Genomic DNA, 18,097 nt, shown 5'->3' with positions numbered 1-18,097 from the left:
GGGATCAGACCGCCCTCATCAGCAGGGTCGCGGCGATGAGGATCGCCGTACCGCCGAACATCGAGACCGCGTAGCTGCGTGCGAAGCCGTTCTGCAGCCGGCGGAGCCGGCCGGAGAGTCCGCCGAAGCCGGCCGCCGTGCCGTTCACGACCCCGTCGACCAGGCTGTGGTCGACGTACACCAAGGACCGGGTGAGGTGCTCGCCACCGCGGACGAGTACGACATGGTTGAGGTCGTCCTGGAGCAGGTCGCGCCGGGCCGCCCGGGTGAGCAGCGAGCCCTTGGGCGGGGTGACCGGCACCGGCCGCCGCCCGTACTGCAGATACGCGAGGCCGGCGCCGAGCAGCAGCACGACGACGGTGGACGCGGTGATGGCCGGGACGCTGATCACCGGATGCGGGTGGTGGAACTCGGTGACGGGTTCCAGCCACTTCACGAACGCTTCGTTCAGGCTGAACAGGCCGCCCGCGAAGACCGATCCGAAGGCGAGCACGATCATCGGGATCGTCATCGACTTCGGGGACTCGTGCGGGTGCGGCTCGTTGCCCTCCGCATCCGGCTGCCAGCGCTTCTCGCCGAAGAAGGTCATGATCATCACGCGGGTCATGTAGAACGCCGTGATACCGGCGCCGAGCAGTGCGACGCATCCGAAGATCCAGCCGCGGATCCCGTCGTCGTACGCGAACGCCGCCTCGATGATCTTGTCCTTCGACCAGAAGCCGGACAGGCCCGGGAAGCCGATGATCGCGAGATAGCCGAGGCCGAACGTCACGAAGGTGACCGGCATGTACTTGCGCAGGCCCCCGTACTTCCGCATGTCGACCTCGTCGTTCATGCCGTGCATGACGGAGCCGGCACCGAGGAAGAGCCCGGCCTTGAAGAAGCCGTGGGTCACCAGGTGCATGATCGCGAAGGCGTAGCCGATCGGGCCGAGGCCCGCCGCCATGATCATGTAGCCGATCTGCGACATCGTCGAGCCCGCCAGGGCCTTCTTGATGTCGTCCTTCGCGCAACCGACGATCGCACCGAAGAGCAGCGTGACCGCTCCGACGATGACGACGGCCAGTTGGGCATCGGGCGCCGCGTTGAAGATCGCGCCGGAGCGGACGATCAGGTACACGCCCGCGGTCACCATGGTGGCCGCGTGGATCAGGGCCGAGACCGGAGTCGGACCCTCCATCGCGTCCCCGAGCCAGGACTGCAGCGGCACCTGGGCGGACTTGCCGCAGGCCGCGAGCAGCAGCATCAGGCCGATCGCCGTCAGCTTGCCCTCGCTCGACTCCCCCGCCGCCTCGAGCACGCCGCCGAAGGCGAAGGTCCCGAAGGTGGTGAACATCAGCATGATCGCGATGGACAGGCCGATGTCACCGACCCGGTTGACCAGGAAGGCCTTCTTGGCCGCGGTCGCCGCGCTCGGCTTGTGCTGCCAGAACCCGATGAGGAGGTACGAGGCGAGGCCGACGCCCTCCCAACCGACGTACAGCAGCAGGTAGTTGTCGGCGATGACCAGGATCAGCATCGCCGCGAGGAACAGGTTCAGGTAGGCGAAGAAGCGGCGGCGCCGCTCGTCGTGCTCCATGTACCCCATCGAGTAGACGTGGATGAGTGAACCCACGCCGGTGATCAGGAGTACGAACGTCATCGACAACTGGTCGACCTGGAAGGCGATGTCGGCCTGGAAGCCGCCCACCGGGATCCAGCTGAACAGGTGTTGGTGCAGGGCACGGTCCTCGCCGGCCCGGCCCAGCATGTCGGTGAACAGCGCGACCGCCACCCCGAACGAGGCGAAGGCAAGGACGGTGCCGATCACATGGCCGGCGCCGTCGAGCCGGCGTCCGCCGCACAGCAGGACGGCCGCTCCGAGCAGAGGCGCCGCCACCAGCAGCGCAATCAGGTTCTCCACGTTTCTTCCGACCCCTCAGAGCTTCATCAGGCTGGCGTCGTCGACCGAGGCCGAGTGGCGGGAACGGAACAGCGACACGATGATCGCGAGCCCGACCACGACCTCGGCGGCGGCGACGACCATCGTGAAGAACGCGATGATCTGGCCGTCGAGATTGCCGTGCATCCGGGAGAAGGCGACCAGCGCGAGGTTGCAGGCGTTGAGCATCAGCTCCACGCACATGAACAGCACGATGACGTTCCGCCGGACCAGTACGCCGGTGGCACCGATCGAGAACAACAGGGCCGCTAGGTAGAGGTAGTTGACGGGATTCACTGCGAGCCCTCCGTCTTCCCCGATTCGCCGGCCCCGGCGGCGGTCGCCGCGCTGCGGGAGAACCCGGCCTCGTCACGTCCGAGCCGTTCCTCGGAGCGCTGCTCGAGGGCCCGCAGGTCGTCGAGCGCCTCGTCGGACACGTCCCGGATCTGGCCGCGTTCGCGCAGCGTCTGCATGACCGTGAGCTCGGACGGGGTGCCGTCCGGGAGCAGCCCCGCGATGTCCACCGCGTTGTGCCGGGCGTACACGCCCGGTGCGGGCAGCGGCGGCAGGTGCTTGCCCTCACGGACCCGCTGCTCGGACAACTCGCGCTGGGTGCGCGCGCGTTCGGTGCGCTCGCGGTGCGTGAGCACCATCGCGCCGACCGCGGCGGTGATGAGCAGGGCGCCGGTGATCTCGAAGGCGAACACGTACTTGGTGAAGATCAGCGAGGCGAGTCCCTCGACGTTCCCGCCTGCGTTCGCCTGGGCAAGGCCCTTGGCCTCGCTCAGCGAGGCGTTGCCGATGCCGCCGACGAGCAGGACCGCGAAGCCGATTCCGCAGAGGGCCGCGAGCAGCCGCTGACCCTTGATGGTCTCCTTCAGCGAGTCCGCCGCCGTGACACCGACGAGCATGACCACGAAGAGGAAGAGCATCATGATCGCGCCGGTGTAGACGACGATCTGCACGATGCCGAGGAAGTACGCACCGTTCGCCAGGTAGAACACCGCAAGGATGATCATGGTCCCGGCCAGGCACAGCGCACTGTGCACGGTCTTCTTCATGAATACGGTGCTCAGGGCGCCGATCACCGCGATCGTGCCGAGCACCCAGAACTGGAAGGCCTCGCCACTGGAGGTGGCGTAGGCGGCGAGCGCGTTCATACGTCCGCCCCCTTGCCCGTGGCCGGCTCCGGCGTCTCCTGGCCCGGGGTGACCGCCTGCTGCACCGTGCCGGGCGCGGCCTCGGTCACCAGGCCCCGGTAGTAGTCCTGCTCGTCGGTCCCCGGGAAGATCGAGTGCGGGGAGTCGACCATGCCCTCCTCCAGGCCCGCGAGCAGCTGCTCCTTGGTGTAGATCAGGCTCTCGCGGCTGGAGTCGGCGAGCTCGAAGTCGTTCGTCATCGTCAGCGCCCGGGTCGGGCACGCCTCGATGCACAGGCCGCACAAGATGCAGCGGGCGTAGTTGATCTGGTAGACGCGGCCGTAGCGCTCACCGGGTGAGTAGCGCTCCTCCTCGGTGTTGTCCGCGCCCTCCACGTAGATCGCGTCGGCGGGACAGGCCCAGGCGCACAACTCGCAGCCCACGCACTTCTCCAGGCCGTCCGGGTGCCGGTTGAGCTGGTGGCGGCCGTGGAAGCGCGGAGCGGTGGTCTTCGGCTGCTCCGGGTACTGCTCGGTGAGCCGCTTCTTGAACATGGCCGAGAAGGTCACGCCGAAGCCGGCCACCGGATTCTGGAATCCCGTTTGCGTGTCCTTGGACGCAGCGTCGCGGGACTCACCGGATTTCCTGGATGACTCAGACACCGTCGGCCTCCTTTCCGTCACGGGCGCCGGGGGTCGGAGCAGCGCCTTCTGGGTCGGTACTGCCGGGGCCGCCGCTGGTGACCAACTCCCGTTCCTGACGGGACCGGCGGCGCGGCACGGGCGGCAACTCCTGTCCGGGCAGCGGTGGTACGGGGAACCCGCCCGCCATCGGGTCGAAGGCCGGGGCCCGTTCGGCCTCCGCCGCGGCCTCCTCCTTCTCCCGTTTGTCCCGGAAGGTGTCGTACAGGAAGGAGAGGACCAGCAGAGTCAGGACGCCGCCGGCGACGTAGAGCACGATCGAGGAGAAGTCCACGTTCTCGTTGCGCAGTGTGCGCACGGTCGCGACGACCATCAGCCAGACGACCGAGACCGGGATCAGGACCTTCCAGCCGAGCTTCATCAGCTGGTCGTAGCGGACGCGGGGCAGCGTGCCGCGCAGCCAGATGAAGAAGAACAGCAGCAGCTGGACCTTGACGATGAACCAGAGCATCGGCCACCAGCCCTGGTTCGCCCCCTCCCAGAAGGCGCTCACCGGGTACGGGGCCCGCCAGCCGCCGAGGAACAGCGTCGTGGCGACCGCCGAGACGGTGACCATGTTGACGTACTCGGCCAGCATGAACATCGCGAACTTGATCGAGCTGTACTCGGTGTTGAAGCCGCCGACCAGGTCGCCCTCGGACTCCGGCATGTCGAACGGGGCGCGGTTGACCTCGCCGACCATCGTCACGATGTACAGCAGGAAGGACAGCGGCAGCAGGATGATGTACCACCGGTCCGCCTGCGCCTCCACGATCGCCGAGGTCGACATCGACCCGGAGTACAGGAAGACCGAGGCGAAGGCGGCGCCCATCGCGATCTCGTAGGAGATCATCTGCGCGCAGGAGCGGATCCCGCCGAGCAGCGGGTACGTCGATCCGGACGACCAGCCGGCGAGCACGATGCCGTAGATGCCGATGGAGGCGACCGCGAGGAGGTAGAGCATCGCGATCGGCAGGTCGGTGAGCTGCATCGTGGTGCGGTGGCCGAAGATCGAGACCTGGTTGTCGGCCGGGCCGAACGGGATCACCGCGATGGCCATGAAGGCCGGGATGGCCGCCACGACCGGCGCGAGGACGTAGACCACCTTGTCCGCGCGCTTGACGATCACGTCTTCCTTGAGCATCAGCTTGACGCCGTCCGCGAGGGACTGCAGCAGACCCCAGGGACCGTGCCGGTTGGGGCCGACGCGACGCTGCATCCAGGCGACGACCTTGCGCTCCCACACGATGGCGAAGAGCACGGTCACCATCAGGAAGGCGAAGCAGAAGACCGCCTTGATCCCGACGAGCCACCACGGATCGCGGCCGAACATCGAGAGGTCTTCGAGGGCGAGCACGGTCATGACTGCACCTCCTGAGCCACGGGTGCGGCCACGGCCGGGCCGATGCGGACGAGTGCGCCGGGGAGGGCTCCGGTGTCGGAGGCGACCCCACCGCCGGCCGAGTTGAGCGGGAGCCAGACCACGCGGTCGGGCATCTCGGTGATACGCAGCGGCAGTTCGACGGATCCGGTCGGTCCGGAGACCGCGAGGATGTCGCCGCTCTTGACGCCGGACTCGGCCGCGGTGGCGGCGGAGAGCCGGGCCACCGCCTCGTGCCGGGTCGCCTTGAGCGCCTCGTCGCCCTCCTGCAGCCGGCCCTGGTCGAGCAGCAGCCGGTGACCGGCGAGTACGGCCTCGCCCGCGGCGGGCCGGGGCAGGTCACCCCCGGTGGAGTCGGGGGCGCTCGACCGGTCACCGCTCCAGGTGCCGAGCCGGTCGAGCTCGCGGTGCGCCGCGGCGTTGTCGGGCAGCGCCAGGTGGACATCCATCGCGTCGGCCAGCATGTGCAGGGCACGCGCGTCGGTGGGTGCGAGCCGCCGGGTCATGTGGTCCGGCTTGAGCGCGGCCTCGAACGGCCTCGCCCTGCCTTCCCAGTTGAGGAACGTGCCGGCCTTCTCGGCGACCGCGGCCACCGGCAGGACGACGTCCGCGAGCGCGGTCACCTCGCCGGGCCGCTGTTCGAGGCTGACCACGAAGGACGCCTCGGCGAGCGCGCGGCGGGCCAGCGCCGGGTCCGGCAGGTCGGCGATCTCCACGCCCGCGACGAGCAGCGCACCGAGTTCGCCGGTGGCCGCGGCCTGCACCATCTGTGCGGTGTCGCGTCCGTGGGTGCCGGGAAGGCGGGCCACGCCCCACTGTGCGGCGACCTCGTCGCGCGCCTGCGGGTCGGTGGCCGGCCGGCCACCGGGCAACAGGGACGGCAGAGCGCCCGCTTCGAGCGCCCCCCGCTCGCCGGCCCGGCGCGGGATCCACACGAGTTCGGCGCCGGTGGCCTCGGCCGTACGCAGGGCAGCGGTGAGTCCGCCCGCGACGGCCGCGAGGCGTTCGCCGACGACGATGACCGCACCGGGTGCGCGCAGCGCCTCGGCGGCGGCCGCTCCGTCGCCGTCCAGTCCGGTGTTCGCGGCCAGCGCGTTCAGCCACTCCGGTTCGGTGCCGGGGGCGGCGGGGAGCAGGGTGCCGCCCGTCTTGTCGAGGCCGCGGGTGGCGAACGGGGCGATGGCGAAGGTCCGTTGACCGGTCTTGCGGTGCGCCTTGCGCAGCCGCAGGAACACTCCCGGCGCCTCCTCCTCCGCCTCGAAGCCGGCGAGCAGCACCGCGGGCGCGTGCTCCAGAGCCGTGTTGGTGACCCCGGTGCCGCTCAGGTCCCGTCCCCGTCCGGCCACTCGGGCCGCCAGGAAGTCGGCTTCCTCGGCGCTGTGCGGGCGCGCGCGGAAGTCGATGTCGTTGGTGTCGAGCGCGATCCGGGCGAACTTGCTGTACGCGTAGGCGTCCTCGACGGTGAGACGGCCGCCGGTGAGGACCCCGGCCCGGCCGCGCGCCGCGGTCAGACCCTTGGCCGCCGCGTCCAGGGCCTCCGGCCAACTGGCCGTCTCCAGCTCGCCGTTCTCGTTCCGTACGAGGGGGTGGGTGAGGCGGTCCGGCTTCTGGGCGTAGCGGAAGCCGAAGCGGCCCTTGTCGCAGACCCACTCCTCGTTGACCTCGGGGTCGTTCTCGGCGAGGCGCCGCATGACCTTGCCGCGGCGGTGGTCGGTGCGGGTGGCGCAGCCGCTCGAGCAGTGCTCGCACACCGACGGCGAGGAGATCAGGTCGAACGGCCGGGACCGGAAGCGGTAGGCCGCCGAGGTCAGCGCTCCCACCGGGCAGATCTGGATGGTGTTCCCGGAGAAGTACGACTCGAAGGGGTCGCCCTCGCCGGTGCCGACCTGCTGCAGCGCGCCCCGCTCGAGGAGCTCGATCATCGGGTCGCCCGCGACCTGGTTGGAGAAGCGGGTGCAGCGCGCGCACAGCACACAGCGCTCACGGTCGAGCAGCACCTGCGCCGAGATCGGCACCGGCTTCTCGAACGTGCGCTTCTTGCCCTCGAAGCGGGAGTCGGACTGGCCGTGCGACATGGCCTGGTTCTGCAGCGGGCACTCGCCGCCCTTGTCGCAGACGGGGCAGTCGAGCGGGTGGTTGATGAGCAGCAGCTCCATCACGCCCTGCTGCGCCTTCTCGGCGACCGGCGAGGTGAGGTGCGTCTTGACGACCATGCCGTCGGTGCAGGTGATGGTGCAGGAGGCCATCGGCTTGCGCTGGCCCTCCACCTCGACGATGCACTGGCGGCAGGCGCCGGCCGGGTCGAGCAGCGGATGGTCGCAGAACCGCGGGATCTCGATGCCGAGTTGCTCGGCGGCGCGGATCACCAGGGTGCCCTTGGGGACACTGATCTCCACGCCGTCGATGGTCAGCGAGACGAGGTCCTCGGGCGGGACCGCCGCCGCTCCGCCCCCGGAGGGAGCATTAGTTGTGACCGTCATGCGTTCACCTCCGTGTGCTGGTCGGCTGCGTCGCTCCAGAGCGTCGACTTGGCCGGGTCGAAGGGGCAGCCCTTGCCGGTGATGTGCTGCTCGTACTCCTCGCGGAAGTACTTGAGCGAGGAGAAGATCGGCGAGGCGGCGCCGTCGCCGAGTGCGCAGAACGACTTGCCGTTGATGTTGTCGGCGATGTCGTTCAGCTTGTCGAGGTCGGACATGACGCCCTTGCCGTCCTCGATGTCCCGGAGCAACTGGACGAGCCAGTACGTTCCTTCACGGCACGGTGTGCACTTGCCGCAGGACTCGTGGGCGTAGAACTCGGTCCAGCGGGTGACCGCGCGGACCACGCAGGTGGTCTCGTCGAAGCACTGCAGGGCCTTGGTGCCGAGCATCGATCCGGCGGCGCCGACGCCCTCGTAGTCGAGGGGTACGTCGAGGTGCTCGTCCGTGAACATCGGGGTGGACGAGCCGCCCGGTGTCCAGAACTTCAGCTGGTGCCCGGGCCTCATCCCGCCGCTCATCTCGAGGAGTTGGCGCAGTGTGATGCCGAGCGGTGCCTCGAACTGACCGGGGTTGGCGACGTGGCCGCTGAGCGAGTAGAGCGTGAAGCCCGGGGACTTCTCGCTGCCCATCGACCGGAACCAGTCCTTGCCCTTGTTGATGATGGCGGGAACGGACGCGATGGACTCGACGTTGTTCACCACTGTGGGGCAGGCGTACAGACCGGCGACGGCAGGGAAGGGGGGACGCAGCCGGGGCTGGCCGCGGCGCCCTTCGAGCGAGTCGAGCAGCGCGGTCTCCTCACCGCAGATGTACGCGCCCGCGCCCGCGTGCACGGTGATCTCGAGATCGAGCCCGCTGCCGAGGATGTCCTTGCCGAGGTAGCCGGCCTCGTGCGCCTCACGCACGGCCTCGTGCAGCCGCCGCAGTACGGGGACCACCTCACCGCGCAGATAGATGAAGGCGTGGCTGGACCGGATCGCGTAGCAGGCGATCACGATGCCCTCGATGAGCGAGTGCGGGTTGGCGAAGAGGAGCGGGATGTCCTTGCAGGTGCCCGGCTCCGATTCGTCCGCATTGACGACGAGGTAGTGCGGCTTGCCGTCGCCCTGCGGGATGAACTGCCACTTCATGCCGGTCGGGAAGCCCGCGCCACCGCGGCCGCGCAGCCCTGCGTCCTTGACGTACGCGATGAGATCGTCCGGCGACATGTCGAAGGCCTTGCGCAGTCCCTCGTAGCCCTCGTGCCGGCGGTAGGTCTCCAGCGACCACGGCCGGTCCGCGTCCCAGAAGGACGACAGGACGGGCGTGAGGAGCTTCTCGGGGCTCGACTCGCTTTCGGCATCGGGCCGGGACGCGCCCCCGTATTCGGTGGACACGGACATCACTCCCCCTCCTCGGAAACGTCCCCGGAAGCGTCCCCGGAGACCGGGCCCGACGGGTGCGACGGGTCGGACGCCGAGGTCTCCTGCGGCGCATCGTGGGAACTCGGGTGACCGGGCGCGGTCTTGTCCTGCGGAGCGGATCCGCGTGGGTGGACGACCCGGCCGTGGCCCTCGCCCTTGGCGAGCCGCAGGCCGAGCAGCGAGGCGGGTCCGGCGGCGCCGGAGGCCTCGACCGCGCCCGGGCGCTCGTCGGGGAAGCCGGCCAGGATGCGGGCGGTCTCCTTGAAGGTGCACAGCGGAGCGCCGCGGGTGGGCGACACCTCGCCGCCGGCGCGCAGGTCGTCGACGAGCTGCTTGGCGCTGGCGGGCGTCTGGTTGTCGAAGAACTCCCAGTTCACCATCACGACGGGCGCGAAGTCGCAGGCGGCGTTGCACTCGATGTGCTCGAGGGTGACCTTGCCGTCCTCGGTCGTCTCGTTGTTGCCGACGCCGAGGTGTTCCTTCAGCTCGTCGAAGATGGCGTCGCCGCCCATCACCGCGCAGAGCGTGTTGGTGCAGACCCCGACCTGGTAGTCGCCGCTCGGCTTGCGGCGGTACATGCTGTAGAAGGTCGCGACCGCGGTGACCTCGGCGGTGGTCAGTGCCAGCACATCGGCGCAGAACTGCATGCCGGTACGCGTGACATGGCCCTCCTCGGACTGCACGAGGTGCAGCAGCGGGAGGAGCGCCGACCTGCTGTCGGGGTAGCGGGCGACGATTTCCTTGGCGTCCGCCTCCAGACGCGCGCGTACGTCGGCCGGGTATTCGGGGGCCGGGAGCTGGGGCATGCCCAGGCTCGTCGGGCCGCCGGTGCTTGTGGGCTGTGCGTCCGTCACCGGTCGACGCCTCCCATCACGGGGTCGAGGGATGCGACGGCGACGATGACGTCGGCGACCTGTCCGCCTTCGCACATCGCCGCCATGGCCTGCAAGTTGGTGAAGGAGGGGTCGCGGAAGTGCACCCGGTAGGGACGGGTGCCGCCGTCGGACGCGACGTGTACGCCGAGTTCGCCCTTGGGCGACTCGACGGCGACGTACGTCTGTCCCGGCGGGACCCGGAAGCCCTCGGTCACCAGCTTGAAGTGGTGGATCAGGGCCTCCATCGAGGTGCCCATGATGTTCTTGATGTGGTCGAGGGAATTGCCCAGACCGTCGGGGCCGAGGGCCAGTTGGGCGGGCCAGGCGATCTTCTTGTCGCCGACCATGACCGGGCCCGGCTCGAGCCGGTCGAGGCACTGCTCGACGATCCGCAGCGACTGGCGCATCTCCTCCAGGCGGATCAGGAACCGCCCGTAGGAGTCGCAGGTGTCCGAGGTCGGCACCTCGAAGTCGTAGTCCTCGTAGCCGCAGTACGGGTTGGACTTGCGCAGGTCGTGCGGAAGGCCCGCGGACCTCAGGGGCGGCCCGGTGACACCGAGGGCCATGCAGCCGGCCAGGTCGAGGTAGCCGACGTCCTGCAGGCGGCCCTTGAAGATGGGGTTGCCGGTGGCGAGCTTGTCGTACTCGCCGAGGTTCTTCCGCATCGTCTTCAGGAATTCGCGGATCTGGTCGACCGTGCCCGGCGGCAGGTCCTGGGCGAGGCCGCCCGGCCGGATGAACGCGTGGTTCATCCGCAGACCGGTGATCAACTCGAAGAGATCCAGCACCAGTTCACGGTCACGGAAGCCGTAGATCATGATCGTGGTGGCGCCGAGCTCCATACCACCGGTGGCGAGGCACACCAGGTGTGAGGAGAGCCGGTTCAGCTCCATCAGGAGGACCCGGATGACCGAGGCGCGGTCCGGGATCTCGTCCTCGATGCCGAGCAGCCGCTCCACGCCGAGGCAGTACGCCGTCTCGTTGAAGAACGGCGTCAGGTAGTCCATGCGCGTGACGAACGTGGTGCCCTGCGTCCAGGTCCGGTACTCGAGGTTCTTCTCGATGCCGGTGTGCAGGTAGCCGATGCCGCAGCGGGCCTCGGTCACCGTTTCGCCGTCGATCTCCAGGATCAGCCGGAGCACGCCGTGCGTGGACGGGTGCTGGGGGCCCATGTTGACGATGATGCGCTCGTCGTCGGACTTGGCGGCCTGCTCGACGACCTCGTCCCAGTCGCCGCCGGTGACGGTGTAGACGGTGCCTTCGGTCGTGGCGCGAGGCGTTGCGTGGGGAGTTGTCACGAGTACGACCTCCGCTGGTCAGGAGCCGGGATCTGGGCGCCCTTGTACTCGACGGCGATGCCGCCGAGCGGGTAGTCCTTGCGCTGCGGGAAGCCCTGCCAGTCGTCCGGCATCATGATCCGGGTCAGGGCCGGGTGCCCGTCGAAGATCAGCCCGAAGAAGTCGTAGGTCTCGCGCTCGTGCCAGTCGTTGGTCGGATAGACCTCGACCAGCGAGGGGACGTGCGGGTCGCTGTCCGGTGCGGACACTTCCAGCCGGATCAGGCGGTTGTGGGTGATCGATCGCAGGTGGTAGACGGCGTGCAGCTCGCGGCCCTTGTCGTTCGGGTAGTGCACGCCCGCGACGCCGGTACACAGCTCGAAGCGCAGGGCCGGGTCGTCGCGCAGGGTCCTGGCCACGCGCGGCAGGTGCTCGCGGGCGATGTGGAAGGTGAGTTCGTCGCGGTCGACGACCGTCTTCTCGATCGCGTTGGCGGGCAGCAGGTCCTGCTCCTCGAGGGCGCCCTCCAGCTCGTCGGCCACCTCGTCGAACCAGCCGCCGTAGGGCCGGGTGGATTCGCCGGGCAGTCGTACGGAACGGACCAGGCCGCCGTAGCCGGAGGTGTCGCCACCGTTGTTCGCGCCGAACATGCCGCGCTGGACGCGAATCTCCTCGCCGTCGTCACCGCGCTGCCCCGGCAGGTTGTCCACGCCGAGGTCCTTCTCGGGGTTCACGCCTTCGTTGTCACTCATCGCAGCAGCCCCTTCATCTCGATCAGGGGAAGCGACTTGAGGGCCGCCTCCTCCGCCTCGCGGGCTGCGTCCTCGGCGTTCACACCGAGCTTCGAGGTCTGGATCTTCTCGTGGAGCTTGAGAATCGCGTCCAGGAGCATCTCCGGCCGCGGCGGGCAACCGGGCAAATAGATGTCCACCGGGATGATGTGGTCGACACCCTGAACAATCGCGTAATTGTTGAACATGCCTCCTGAAGAGGCGCAAACCCCCATGGAGATAACCCACTTGGGGCTGGGCATCTGGTCGTAGACCTGCCTGAGGACGGGCGCCATCTTCTGACTGACCCGTCCGGCCACGATCATCAGGTCCGCCTGCCGCGGCGACCCCCGGAAGACCTCCATACCGAAGCGAGCAAGGTCGTACCGCCCGGCTCCGGTCGTCATCATCTCGATCGCACAGCAGGCGAGGCCGAACGTGGCCGGAAAGACGGACGACTTACGCACCCATCCCGCGGCCTGCTCGACGGTCGTCAGCAAGAACCCGCTCGGCAGCTTCTCTTCAAGTCCCATGGGTGAATCAGCCCCTCAGTCCCAGTCCAGGCCGCCGCGCCGCCACACGTAGGCGTACGCGACGAAGACGGTGAGCACGAAGAGCAGCATCTCCACGAGCCCGAAAACCCCGAGCGCGTCAAAGGTGACGGCCCAGGGATAGAGGAAGACGATCTCGATATCGAAAATGATGAAGAGCATCGCCGTCAGGTAGTACTTGATGGGGAATCGCCCACCGCCGGCCGGTGTCGGCGTGGGCTCGATACCGCATTCATAGGCTTCGAGCTTTGCCCGGTTGTACCGCTTTGGACCGACAAGCGTGGCCATGACCACGGAGAAGATCGCAAAGCCGGCGCCTAGGGCTCCCAATACGAGGATGGGCGCATAAGCGTTCACCGCTCCTCGCTCCTCTCAGTCGACATTGACTGCTTCGGCGGTCGGACCTGCGGGCATCGCCCACCCCACGAAGATCGCGCTCATGTGAGGCAGTTCACAAGCCCAACTGCCCCGCATCCTATGCCTGCCGTCCTGTGACGTGCGACACGGGGTACGACAACGACTTTGTGATCTCCACCACCTGACGAAGGATCATGAAGCCGGATGAGCGGTGATCTTCATACGCGAAGCTCCGAAGTGATCACCAGTAGTGACATCCGGATGCGTTACCGCTGGTCGGGGCGGTGTCGGCGTATCAAGTGATGGCAGCTGCAAGCAAATTGGTGCTGGACGGCGGGCCTTGATAGAGGAGCGGGCTCGCTCGTTGGAGGGAGCCGGCGGGGTGGGGGTGGACGGCCGCGCGCGAGAGGCGAAGAGGACAAGAAGGGGGAGGGACGAGAGGGCAGGGAAGGGAGGGGTGGGGAGAAGGGGACGAGAGAGGGAGCGCGCGAACGGTCGCTACGCGCGCGCGTTCACCAACTCCGGCGAGGTCCCGCGACCCCGGTGAGGCCCACGACCCCGGTGGGTCCCGCAACTCCCGCGAGGCGCCGCGAGTCCGCAGCGCGCGGAACCTGTCGGCGACCGGCGCACCGGAGGACGGAACGACGGTCCGAAGCACCGGCCGCCCGGACTCGCACCGAGGGACCGGCAGTTGGACGCCACCGGTTCGGCGCCTGCGGTTCGTCACCTATGGACGCACTGCGTCCGGTTTGCCCTGCCGTCCGGCCGGGCAGTCGAGCGACAGGGCCGACTGCAGGGTGATGCGCGATCCCTAATGTCCGTTCCACACACGGCCGTTCCGTGACCTGTGCGTGACCTGTGCCACGTCGCCATCGAGGGCGAAACGAAGGGCTTGGCCATCGAGTCGCGTCGATGGTAGGCGGCGGGCAAAAGGGGCGTAACGCTGAAAACCCGTGATCATGGCCTTGATCGACGGTGTCCTAATTGCCCGTTACGGCGTCAATAAGGGCCGACACGCGCGGGATTCAGCCGGGAACGCAGCAACTGTGGCGCAGCACACGTTTCTTGAAGGGAACCCGTGTGCCCTGATAGCGGTTGTCCCATGTCCCACACCGCTCACATACCCAGCCACCGGAAGCCCCGCCGCAGCGCCTCCAAGGTGGCCCTGCGCGCCGGAGTTGCCGGTGGCGTCCTCAGCACCCTCGCAGTGGCCGGTGCATCCGGTTCGGCGAACGCGGCCGAGCCGGTGACCGAGACCATCGAAATGCCCACGCTCACCACTGAGCTGGCCACCAAGATGGCCGCCACCGCGGACGCCACCCAGGACGTCGCGGACTCCGTTCGGCACCAGGCCGAGCAGGACGCCGCGACGGAGAAGGCCGTCAAGGACGCCAAGAAGGCCAAGGCCGAGGCGGAGCGCAAGGCGGAGGCCAAGAAGAAGGCCGCCGCCGAGCGCGCCGAGGAGGCGCGGCAGGCCCGTGCCGACCGCTCCACCGAGCGCGCCGCGCTGAGCACCCAGAGCGCCTCCGACTCGTCCTCCGAGGCCTCCACCGCCGCTCCCGCCAGCGGCAGCGCCGGCGCCGTCGTCAGCTTCATGAAGGCCCAGCTCGGCGACGCCTACGTCATGGGCGGCACCGGCCCCAACTCCTGGGACTGCTCCGGTCTCGTGCAGGCCGCCTTCAAGCAGGCCGGCGTGGACCTGCCGCGCACCTCGCAGGCCCAGTCGACCGCGGGTACCCAGGTCGGCACGTCCAACCCCCAGGTCGGCGACATCCTGTACTGGGGCGGCGCCGGTTCGGCGTTCCACACCGGTGTGTACATCGGCGACGGCCAGTACCTGGACGCCGCGAACCCCGGCAAGGGCGTCGTGATCCAGGACCTGTCCGGCTACCCAGCGGACGGCGCGGTCCGCGTCCTCTGACGTCCCCGTTCCCGCCACCAGATACGACGAGAAGGGCCCGGAGTCTCTCCGGGCCCTTCTTCGTGTCCCGCGCGGGCACCGCGAGCGGCTTCCCGTGCCCGGGAGGCCGCCGTGCGCGCCTCAGGCGCCCACCGTCCCGTCGACGCCGCCACCCCCGGCCGGTCGCGTACGGGGAAAGGCGAGGCGCGGGCCGAAGAAAGCGCCCGCCGCAAGCAGCGTCGCCGGGCACAGAATCAGCGTCATACCCGCCGCGTAAGTCGTCCTGCGCCGGTCGCACTTGGACTCGACACGGTCCTGTACGGCCCAGGCGTCCTGTCCTCGCTCGGGCTCCGGAAGCTCGCCGGCGGTGACATCGAAGGTGTACGAGCGCGAGTTGCCGCCTTCACTCAGCAACGGGTCCGGCCAGCCCGCGTTCGCCACCGACTCGCAGGCGATCTCCGCGTCGTCACCACGGAAGGTGATCACCGGCGAGACGAGAAACAGACTCACCGCCCATATCCCCAACAAGCCACCCAGTACGCCGCATATCACTCGCCCCCGTGTCGTCATAGCCGCGACGCTATCGCCCGCGTCCGGTGCCGTAGGGGGCTTCGACCCGGCCTCGCCGCCCGCGGGACCGGCCACTCCCGCCGCCTGCCCCGCAGGTCAGTCCGCGCGGCAGAGCGTGTCCTTCGCGGGCATCTCGCCCTCGACGAGAAAGCGCGTGGTGGTGTTCAGCGCGCAGGCGTTGTCGCCCATCACGTAGGCGCCGTGCCCGCTGTCGTCGACGCTGAGCAGCCGGGACCGTTCCGCGAACTTCTCGCGCAGCAGCTCGCCACCGCGGTGCGTTGTGGCCGGATCACGCAGGTTCTGCACGAGGAGCACGTTCTGCGGTCCTTCGTCCTCTACCGCGACCGGCGGCTCGGCAGGGGCGTACGGCCAGAAGGCGCAGGGCGTGATGTTGGCCGTGGCAGCGCCGAACAGCGGGTAGCGCTCGCGGTCCTCGGCGACGCCTTGACGGTAAGTGTCCACGTTCCTGGGCCATTTGACGTCGTTACAGGTCACCGCGGCGAACACGGCCAGAGGGGTGTCGATCGCGGGCGACGCCGGGCCCGCGGCCGTCTCCTGCCCCTGCCCCGCCAGGCTCCGGGCCTTGGAAGCGTCGCCGTCCGCGAGCGCCTGCCACTGCTGGGCCAGCTTCGGATACTGCAGCTTCTTGTAGAGCTGGGCGAACGTGTACTGCCGCAACAGGCTGCCGTCGAAGCCTCCCACCGGAGCCTTGTCGAGCCGCTTGCCGAGCGCCATGTACGTCTCGCGTACCTGCGCGGCGGTACGGCCCAGGCCGTAACTGTCGTGGCGAGCGGCCGCCCACGCGGCGAAGTCGGGGAACGCCTGCTCCATGCCGAGCGCGTAGCGGCGCAGGCCCTCGCGGTCGAGGTGGGTGTCGCCGATGTTGCTGTCGAGCACGATCCGGTCGGACTGCTCGGGAAACATCGACGCGTAGGCGGCGCCCAGCGCCGTGCCGTACGAGTAGCCGAGGAAGCTGGTCTTCTCCTCGCCCAGCGCAGCCCGGATGCGGTCCAGGTCGCGGGCGGTGTTCGCCGTGGTCACGTGCCGCAGCAGTCCGTCCTTGTCGTGGCTCGCGCACTGCTCGGCCGCTCGCTCGGCGACCTTCGCCTGTTCCGTCACCGCCGCGTCGTCGGCCGCGTACGGAGGAATGTTGGCGGTGTAGGGCCCGTCCGCTGTGAACCCACACTTCACCGGCGCCGAGCGTCCGGCTCCGCGGGTGTCCATGCCGATCAGGTCGTAGCTGTCCAGGACGTCGGCGGGAATCCCCCGGGCCACGAGGAGCGCCGGCTGCGCGAGGCCGGATCCTCCCGGGCCGCCCGGATTGAGCATCAGGGTGCCGCGCCGCTTGTCAGGTTTCGTACTCGCCAGGCGGGAGATCATGACGTCGATCCGGTCGCCCTCGGGCTCGGTGTAGTCAACCGGCACGGGCACGGTGGCGCACTGCAGCACCGTCGGGGCCGCCTCGGCCACCACGTCGTTCGGACACGCCTTCCACCGCACCTTCGGCGCCTGCAGCCCGCCCTCCGCGACGGCGGGCACACCCACCAGCGCGCCACCGAGTGCAAGGACGACTGCCAGGGCCGGGCCCCTGCCGATACCGCGTTGCCGTTTCATGTCTGTTCTCCGCATCCCCGTAGCGCACCTGTGGTCGCCGCACACTGCACTCCATGCCCCTGGGGCGTGGTCAACACGTTGAATGGGACCGCCTCCGGGCAGGCAGGAGTGAATCCCCCAGGAAGGGACCCGCTGATGGCGTGGAGTACGAGTGAGCTGGCCGAACTCGCCGGCACGACGCTGAAGACCGTCCGGCACTATCACCGGATCGGCCTGCTGGCCGAGCCCGAACGATCGTCCAACGGCTACAAGCAGTACGGCGTCCGGCATCTGGTCCGCCTGCTGCGCATCCGCAGACTGGTCGCCCTCGGCGTACCCCTCTCGGATGTCGCGTCGGTCGAGGCCGCCGACGAGGGGGCGGAGCAGACGCTGCGCGCCCTGGACGCCGAGCTCGCGGCGAGCATCGAACGCCAGCGGGAGATGCGTCGGGAACTGGCCGCGGTCCTGGAGAACCGGGCCCTGCTCGACCTGCCGACGGACGCGGGGACGGCCACTGACGAGCTGTCACCGGACCTGCTGAACGCGGTCGAGGACCTGTCGGAGACGCAGCGGTCCCTGCTGTTGACGTACTCCAGCATTCTCACGCCGTCGGCGATGTCCATGCTGCAGGAACAGTTGGCCGCACCGCTGAGTGAGGTCGGCGCACAGTTCGAGTCCCTGCCCGCGGACGCGCCTGACGATGTCCGACGACGGCTCGCCGAACGTCTGGCTCCCGAAATCCGCACCCAACAGGAGGACCACCCGGCTCTGCGTGACCTGCACGCCTCCTCCCGCCGGGGAAGAGCGATCACCCAGTCCGTCGTCGTGCAGTCGTTGACCGAGTTCTACAACGCGGCCCAACTCGACGTCCTGCGCCTCGTACACGACCTGCTCTCACGACAGGACAACACGGGCGGCCAGGGGGAGGAGCCGGGCGGGCCGCACGGGCCGGCCGGCGGACTCGACTGACGCGGGCCGGGCGGCCGGCGCCGGTCCTCGGCCACTACTGGCTATCGGCCGACGGTTCCCAGGCCCGGGCGCAGTTCTTGCACTCCAGCATCCCGTTGAGCCGGTTGTCCGACACAATCGTCCGGGTCCGGCCACTACCGCACCCGGGACACCGGCCCCGAGCCCGGTCCCGCCGCGAAAAGTACTCGGGCCGCCACGAGTCCACGCGGATCAGCAGCCACACAATTCCGG

16 protein-coding genes are annotated in these 18,097 nt (G+C 69.1%); 2 read left to right on the top strand and 14 right to left on the bottom strand.

Annotation, left to right across the window (positions count from 1 at the left end):
- Positions 1-4 precede the first annotated feature (4 nt).
- The 12 genes from nuoL to DSC45_RS00475 are packed head-to-tail and all read right to left on the bottom strand — an operon-like array spanning position 5 to position 12,834.
- Positions 5-1,903 carry an NADH-quinone oxidoreductase subunit L gene (gene nuoL / locus DSC45_RS00530; RefSeq protein ID WP_119286127.1) on the bottom strand — a complete coding sequence of 633 codons (1,899 nt, stop codon included), beginning with the start codon at positions 1,901-1,903 and terminating at the stop codon, positions 5-7.
- 15 nt (positions 1,904-1,918) lie between these two features.
- A complete protein-coding gene (nuoK, locus tag DSC45_RS00525; RefSeq protein WP_119286126.1) occupies positions 1,919-2,218 on the bottom strand; it encodes an NADH-quinone oxidoreductase subunit NuoK in 300 nt (99 codons plus the stop codon).
- Positions 2,215-3,081, bottom strand: coding sequence for an NADH-quinone oxidoreductase subunit J (locus tag DSC45_RS00520; RefSeq protein ID WP_119286125.1), 867 nt, complete (start codon positions 3,079-3,081; stop codon positions 2,215-2,217). The genes nuoK and DSC45_RS00520 overlap by 4 nt, the downstream gene beginning before the upstream one ends.
- A complete protein-coding gene (gene nuoI, locus DSC45_RS00515; RefSeq protein WP_119286124.1) occupies positions 3,078-3,722 on the bottom strand; it encodes an NADH-quinone oxidoreductase subunit NuoI in 645 nt (214 codons plus the stop codon). The genes DSC45_RS00520 and nuoI overlap by 4 nt, the downstream gene beginning before the upstream one ends.
- A complete protein-coding gene (nuoH, locus tag DSC45_RS00510) occupies positions 3,715-5,103 on the bottom strand; it encodes an NADH-quinone oxidoreductase subunit NuoH (protein ID WP_119286123.1) in 1,389 nt (462 codons plus the stop codon). The genes nuoI and nuoH overlap by 8 nt, the downstream gene beginning before the upstream one ends.
- The gene (locus DSC45_RS00505) at positions 5,100-7,601 is read right to left on the bottom strand and encodes an NADH-quinone oxidoreductase subunit G (RefSeq protein ID WP_119286122.1); all 2,502 of its coding nucleotides are present in this window, start codon (positions 7,599-7,601) and stop codon (positions 5,100-5,102) included. Before DSC45_RS00505 ends, nuoH begins: the two co-directional genes overlap by 4 nt.
- Positions 7,598-8,983 (bottom strand): NADH-quinone oxidoreductase subunit NuoF, encoded by a 1,386-nt coding sequence (gene nuoF / locus DSC45_RS00500; protein WP_119286121.1) that lies wholly within the window; start codon positions 8,981-8,983, stop codon positions 7,598-7,600. The genes DSC45_RS00505 and nuoF overlap by 4 nt, the downstream gene beginning before the upstream one ends.
- On the bottom strand, positions 8,983-9,810 hold the full coding sequence (gene nuoE / locus DSC45_RS00495) for an NADH-quinone oxidoreductase subunit NuoE (RefSeq protein WP_119286120.1): 828 nt from the start codon (positions 9,808-9,810) through the stop codon (positions 8,983-8,985). The genes nuoF and nuoE overlap by 1 nt, the downstream gene beginning before the upstream one ends.
- Positions 9,811-9,854: 44 nt before the next feature.
- Positions 9,855-11,177, bottom strand: a complete 1,323-nt coding sequence (locus DSC45_RS00490; protein ID WP_119286119.1) for an NADH-quinone oxidoreductase subunit D — start codon at positions 11,175-11,177, stop codon at positions 9,855-9,857.
- A complete protein-coding gene (locus DSC45_RS00485; RefSeq protein ID WP_119286118.1) occupies positions 11,174-11,908 on the bottom strand; it encodes an NADH-quinone oxidoreductase subunit C in 735 nt (244 codons plus the stop codon). The genes DSC45_RS00490 and DSC45_RS00485 overlap by 4 nt, the downstream gene beginning before the upstream one ends.
- Positions 11,905-12,459, bottom strand: coding sequence for a NuoB/complex I 20 kDa subunit family protein (locus tag DSC45_RS00480; protein WP_119286117.1), 555 nt, complete (start codon positions 12,457-12,459; stop codon positions 11,905-11,907). Before DSC45_RS00480 ends, DSC45_RS00485 begins: the two co-directional genes overlap by 4 nt.
- A gap of 15 nt (positions 12,460-12,474) precedes the next feature.
- Positions 12,475-12,834, bottom strand: coding sequence for an NADH-quinone oxidoreductase subunit A (locus tag DSC45_RS00475; protein ID WP_119286116.1), 360 nt, complete (start codon positions 12,832-12,834; stop codon positions 12,475-12,477).
- A 1,102-nt stretch (positions 12,835-13,936) separates the two neighbouring features.
- Between DSC45_RS00475 and DSC45_RS00470 the strand changes: the two genes are divergently transcribed.
- Positions 13,937-14,755: a C40 family peptidase gene (locus DSC45_RS00470; protein WP_119286115.1), complete on the top strand. Its 819-nt coding sequence runs from the start codon at positions 13,937-13,939 to the stop codon at positions 14,753-14,755.
- 120 nt (positions 14,756-14,875) lie between these two features.
- Here the strand turns inward: DSC45_RS00470 and DSC45_RS00465 are convergent, their stop codons facing one another.
- Entirely contained in the window at positions 14,876-15,244 is a 369-nt protein-coding gene (locus tag DSC45_RS00465) for a hypothetical protein (protein WP_119286114.1), read from the bottom strand.
- A gap of 156 nt (positions 15,245-15,400) precedes the next feature.
- Entirely contained in the window at positions 15,401-16,918 is a 1,518-nt protein-coding gene (locus tag DSC45_RS00460) for an alpha/beta hydrolase (protein ID WP_119286113.1), read from the bottom strand.
- A 135-nt stretch (positions 16,919-17,053) separates the two neighbouring features.
- Between DSC45_RS00460 and DSC45_RS00455 the strand changes: the two genes are divergently transcribed.
- The gene (locus tag DSC45_RS00455; RefSeq protein ID WP_119286112.1) at positions 17,054-17,866 is read left to right on the top strand and encodes a helix-turn-helix domain-containing protein; all 813 of its coding nucleotides are present in this window, start codon (positions 17,054-17,056) and stop codon (positions 17,864-17,866) included.
- Positions 17,867-18,097: the final 231 nt, after the last annotated feature.

This window comes from Streptomyces sp. YIM 130001 (assembly GCF_003574445.1).
GTDB lineage: Bacteria > Actinomycetota > Actinomycetes > Streptomycetales > Streptomycetaceae > Streptomyces.
The sequence above is the reverse complement of the archived record's forward strand: the minus strand, read 5'-3'. Positions and strand labels throughout refer to the sequence as shown.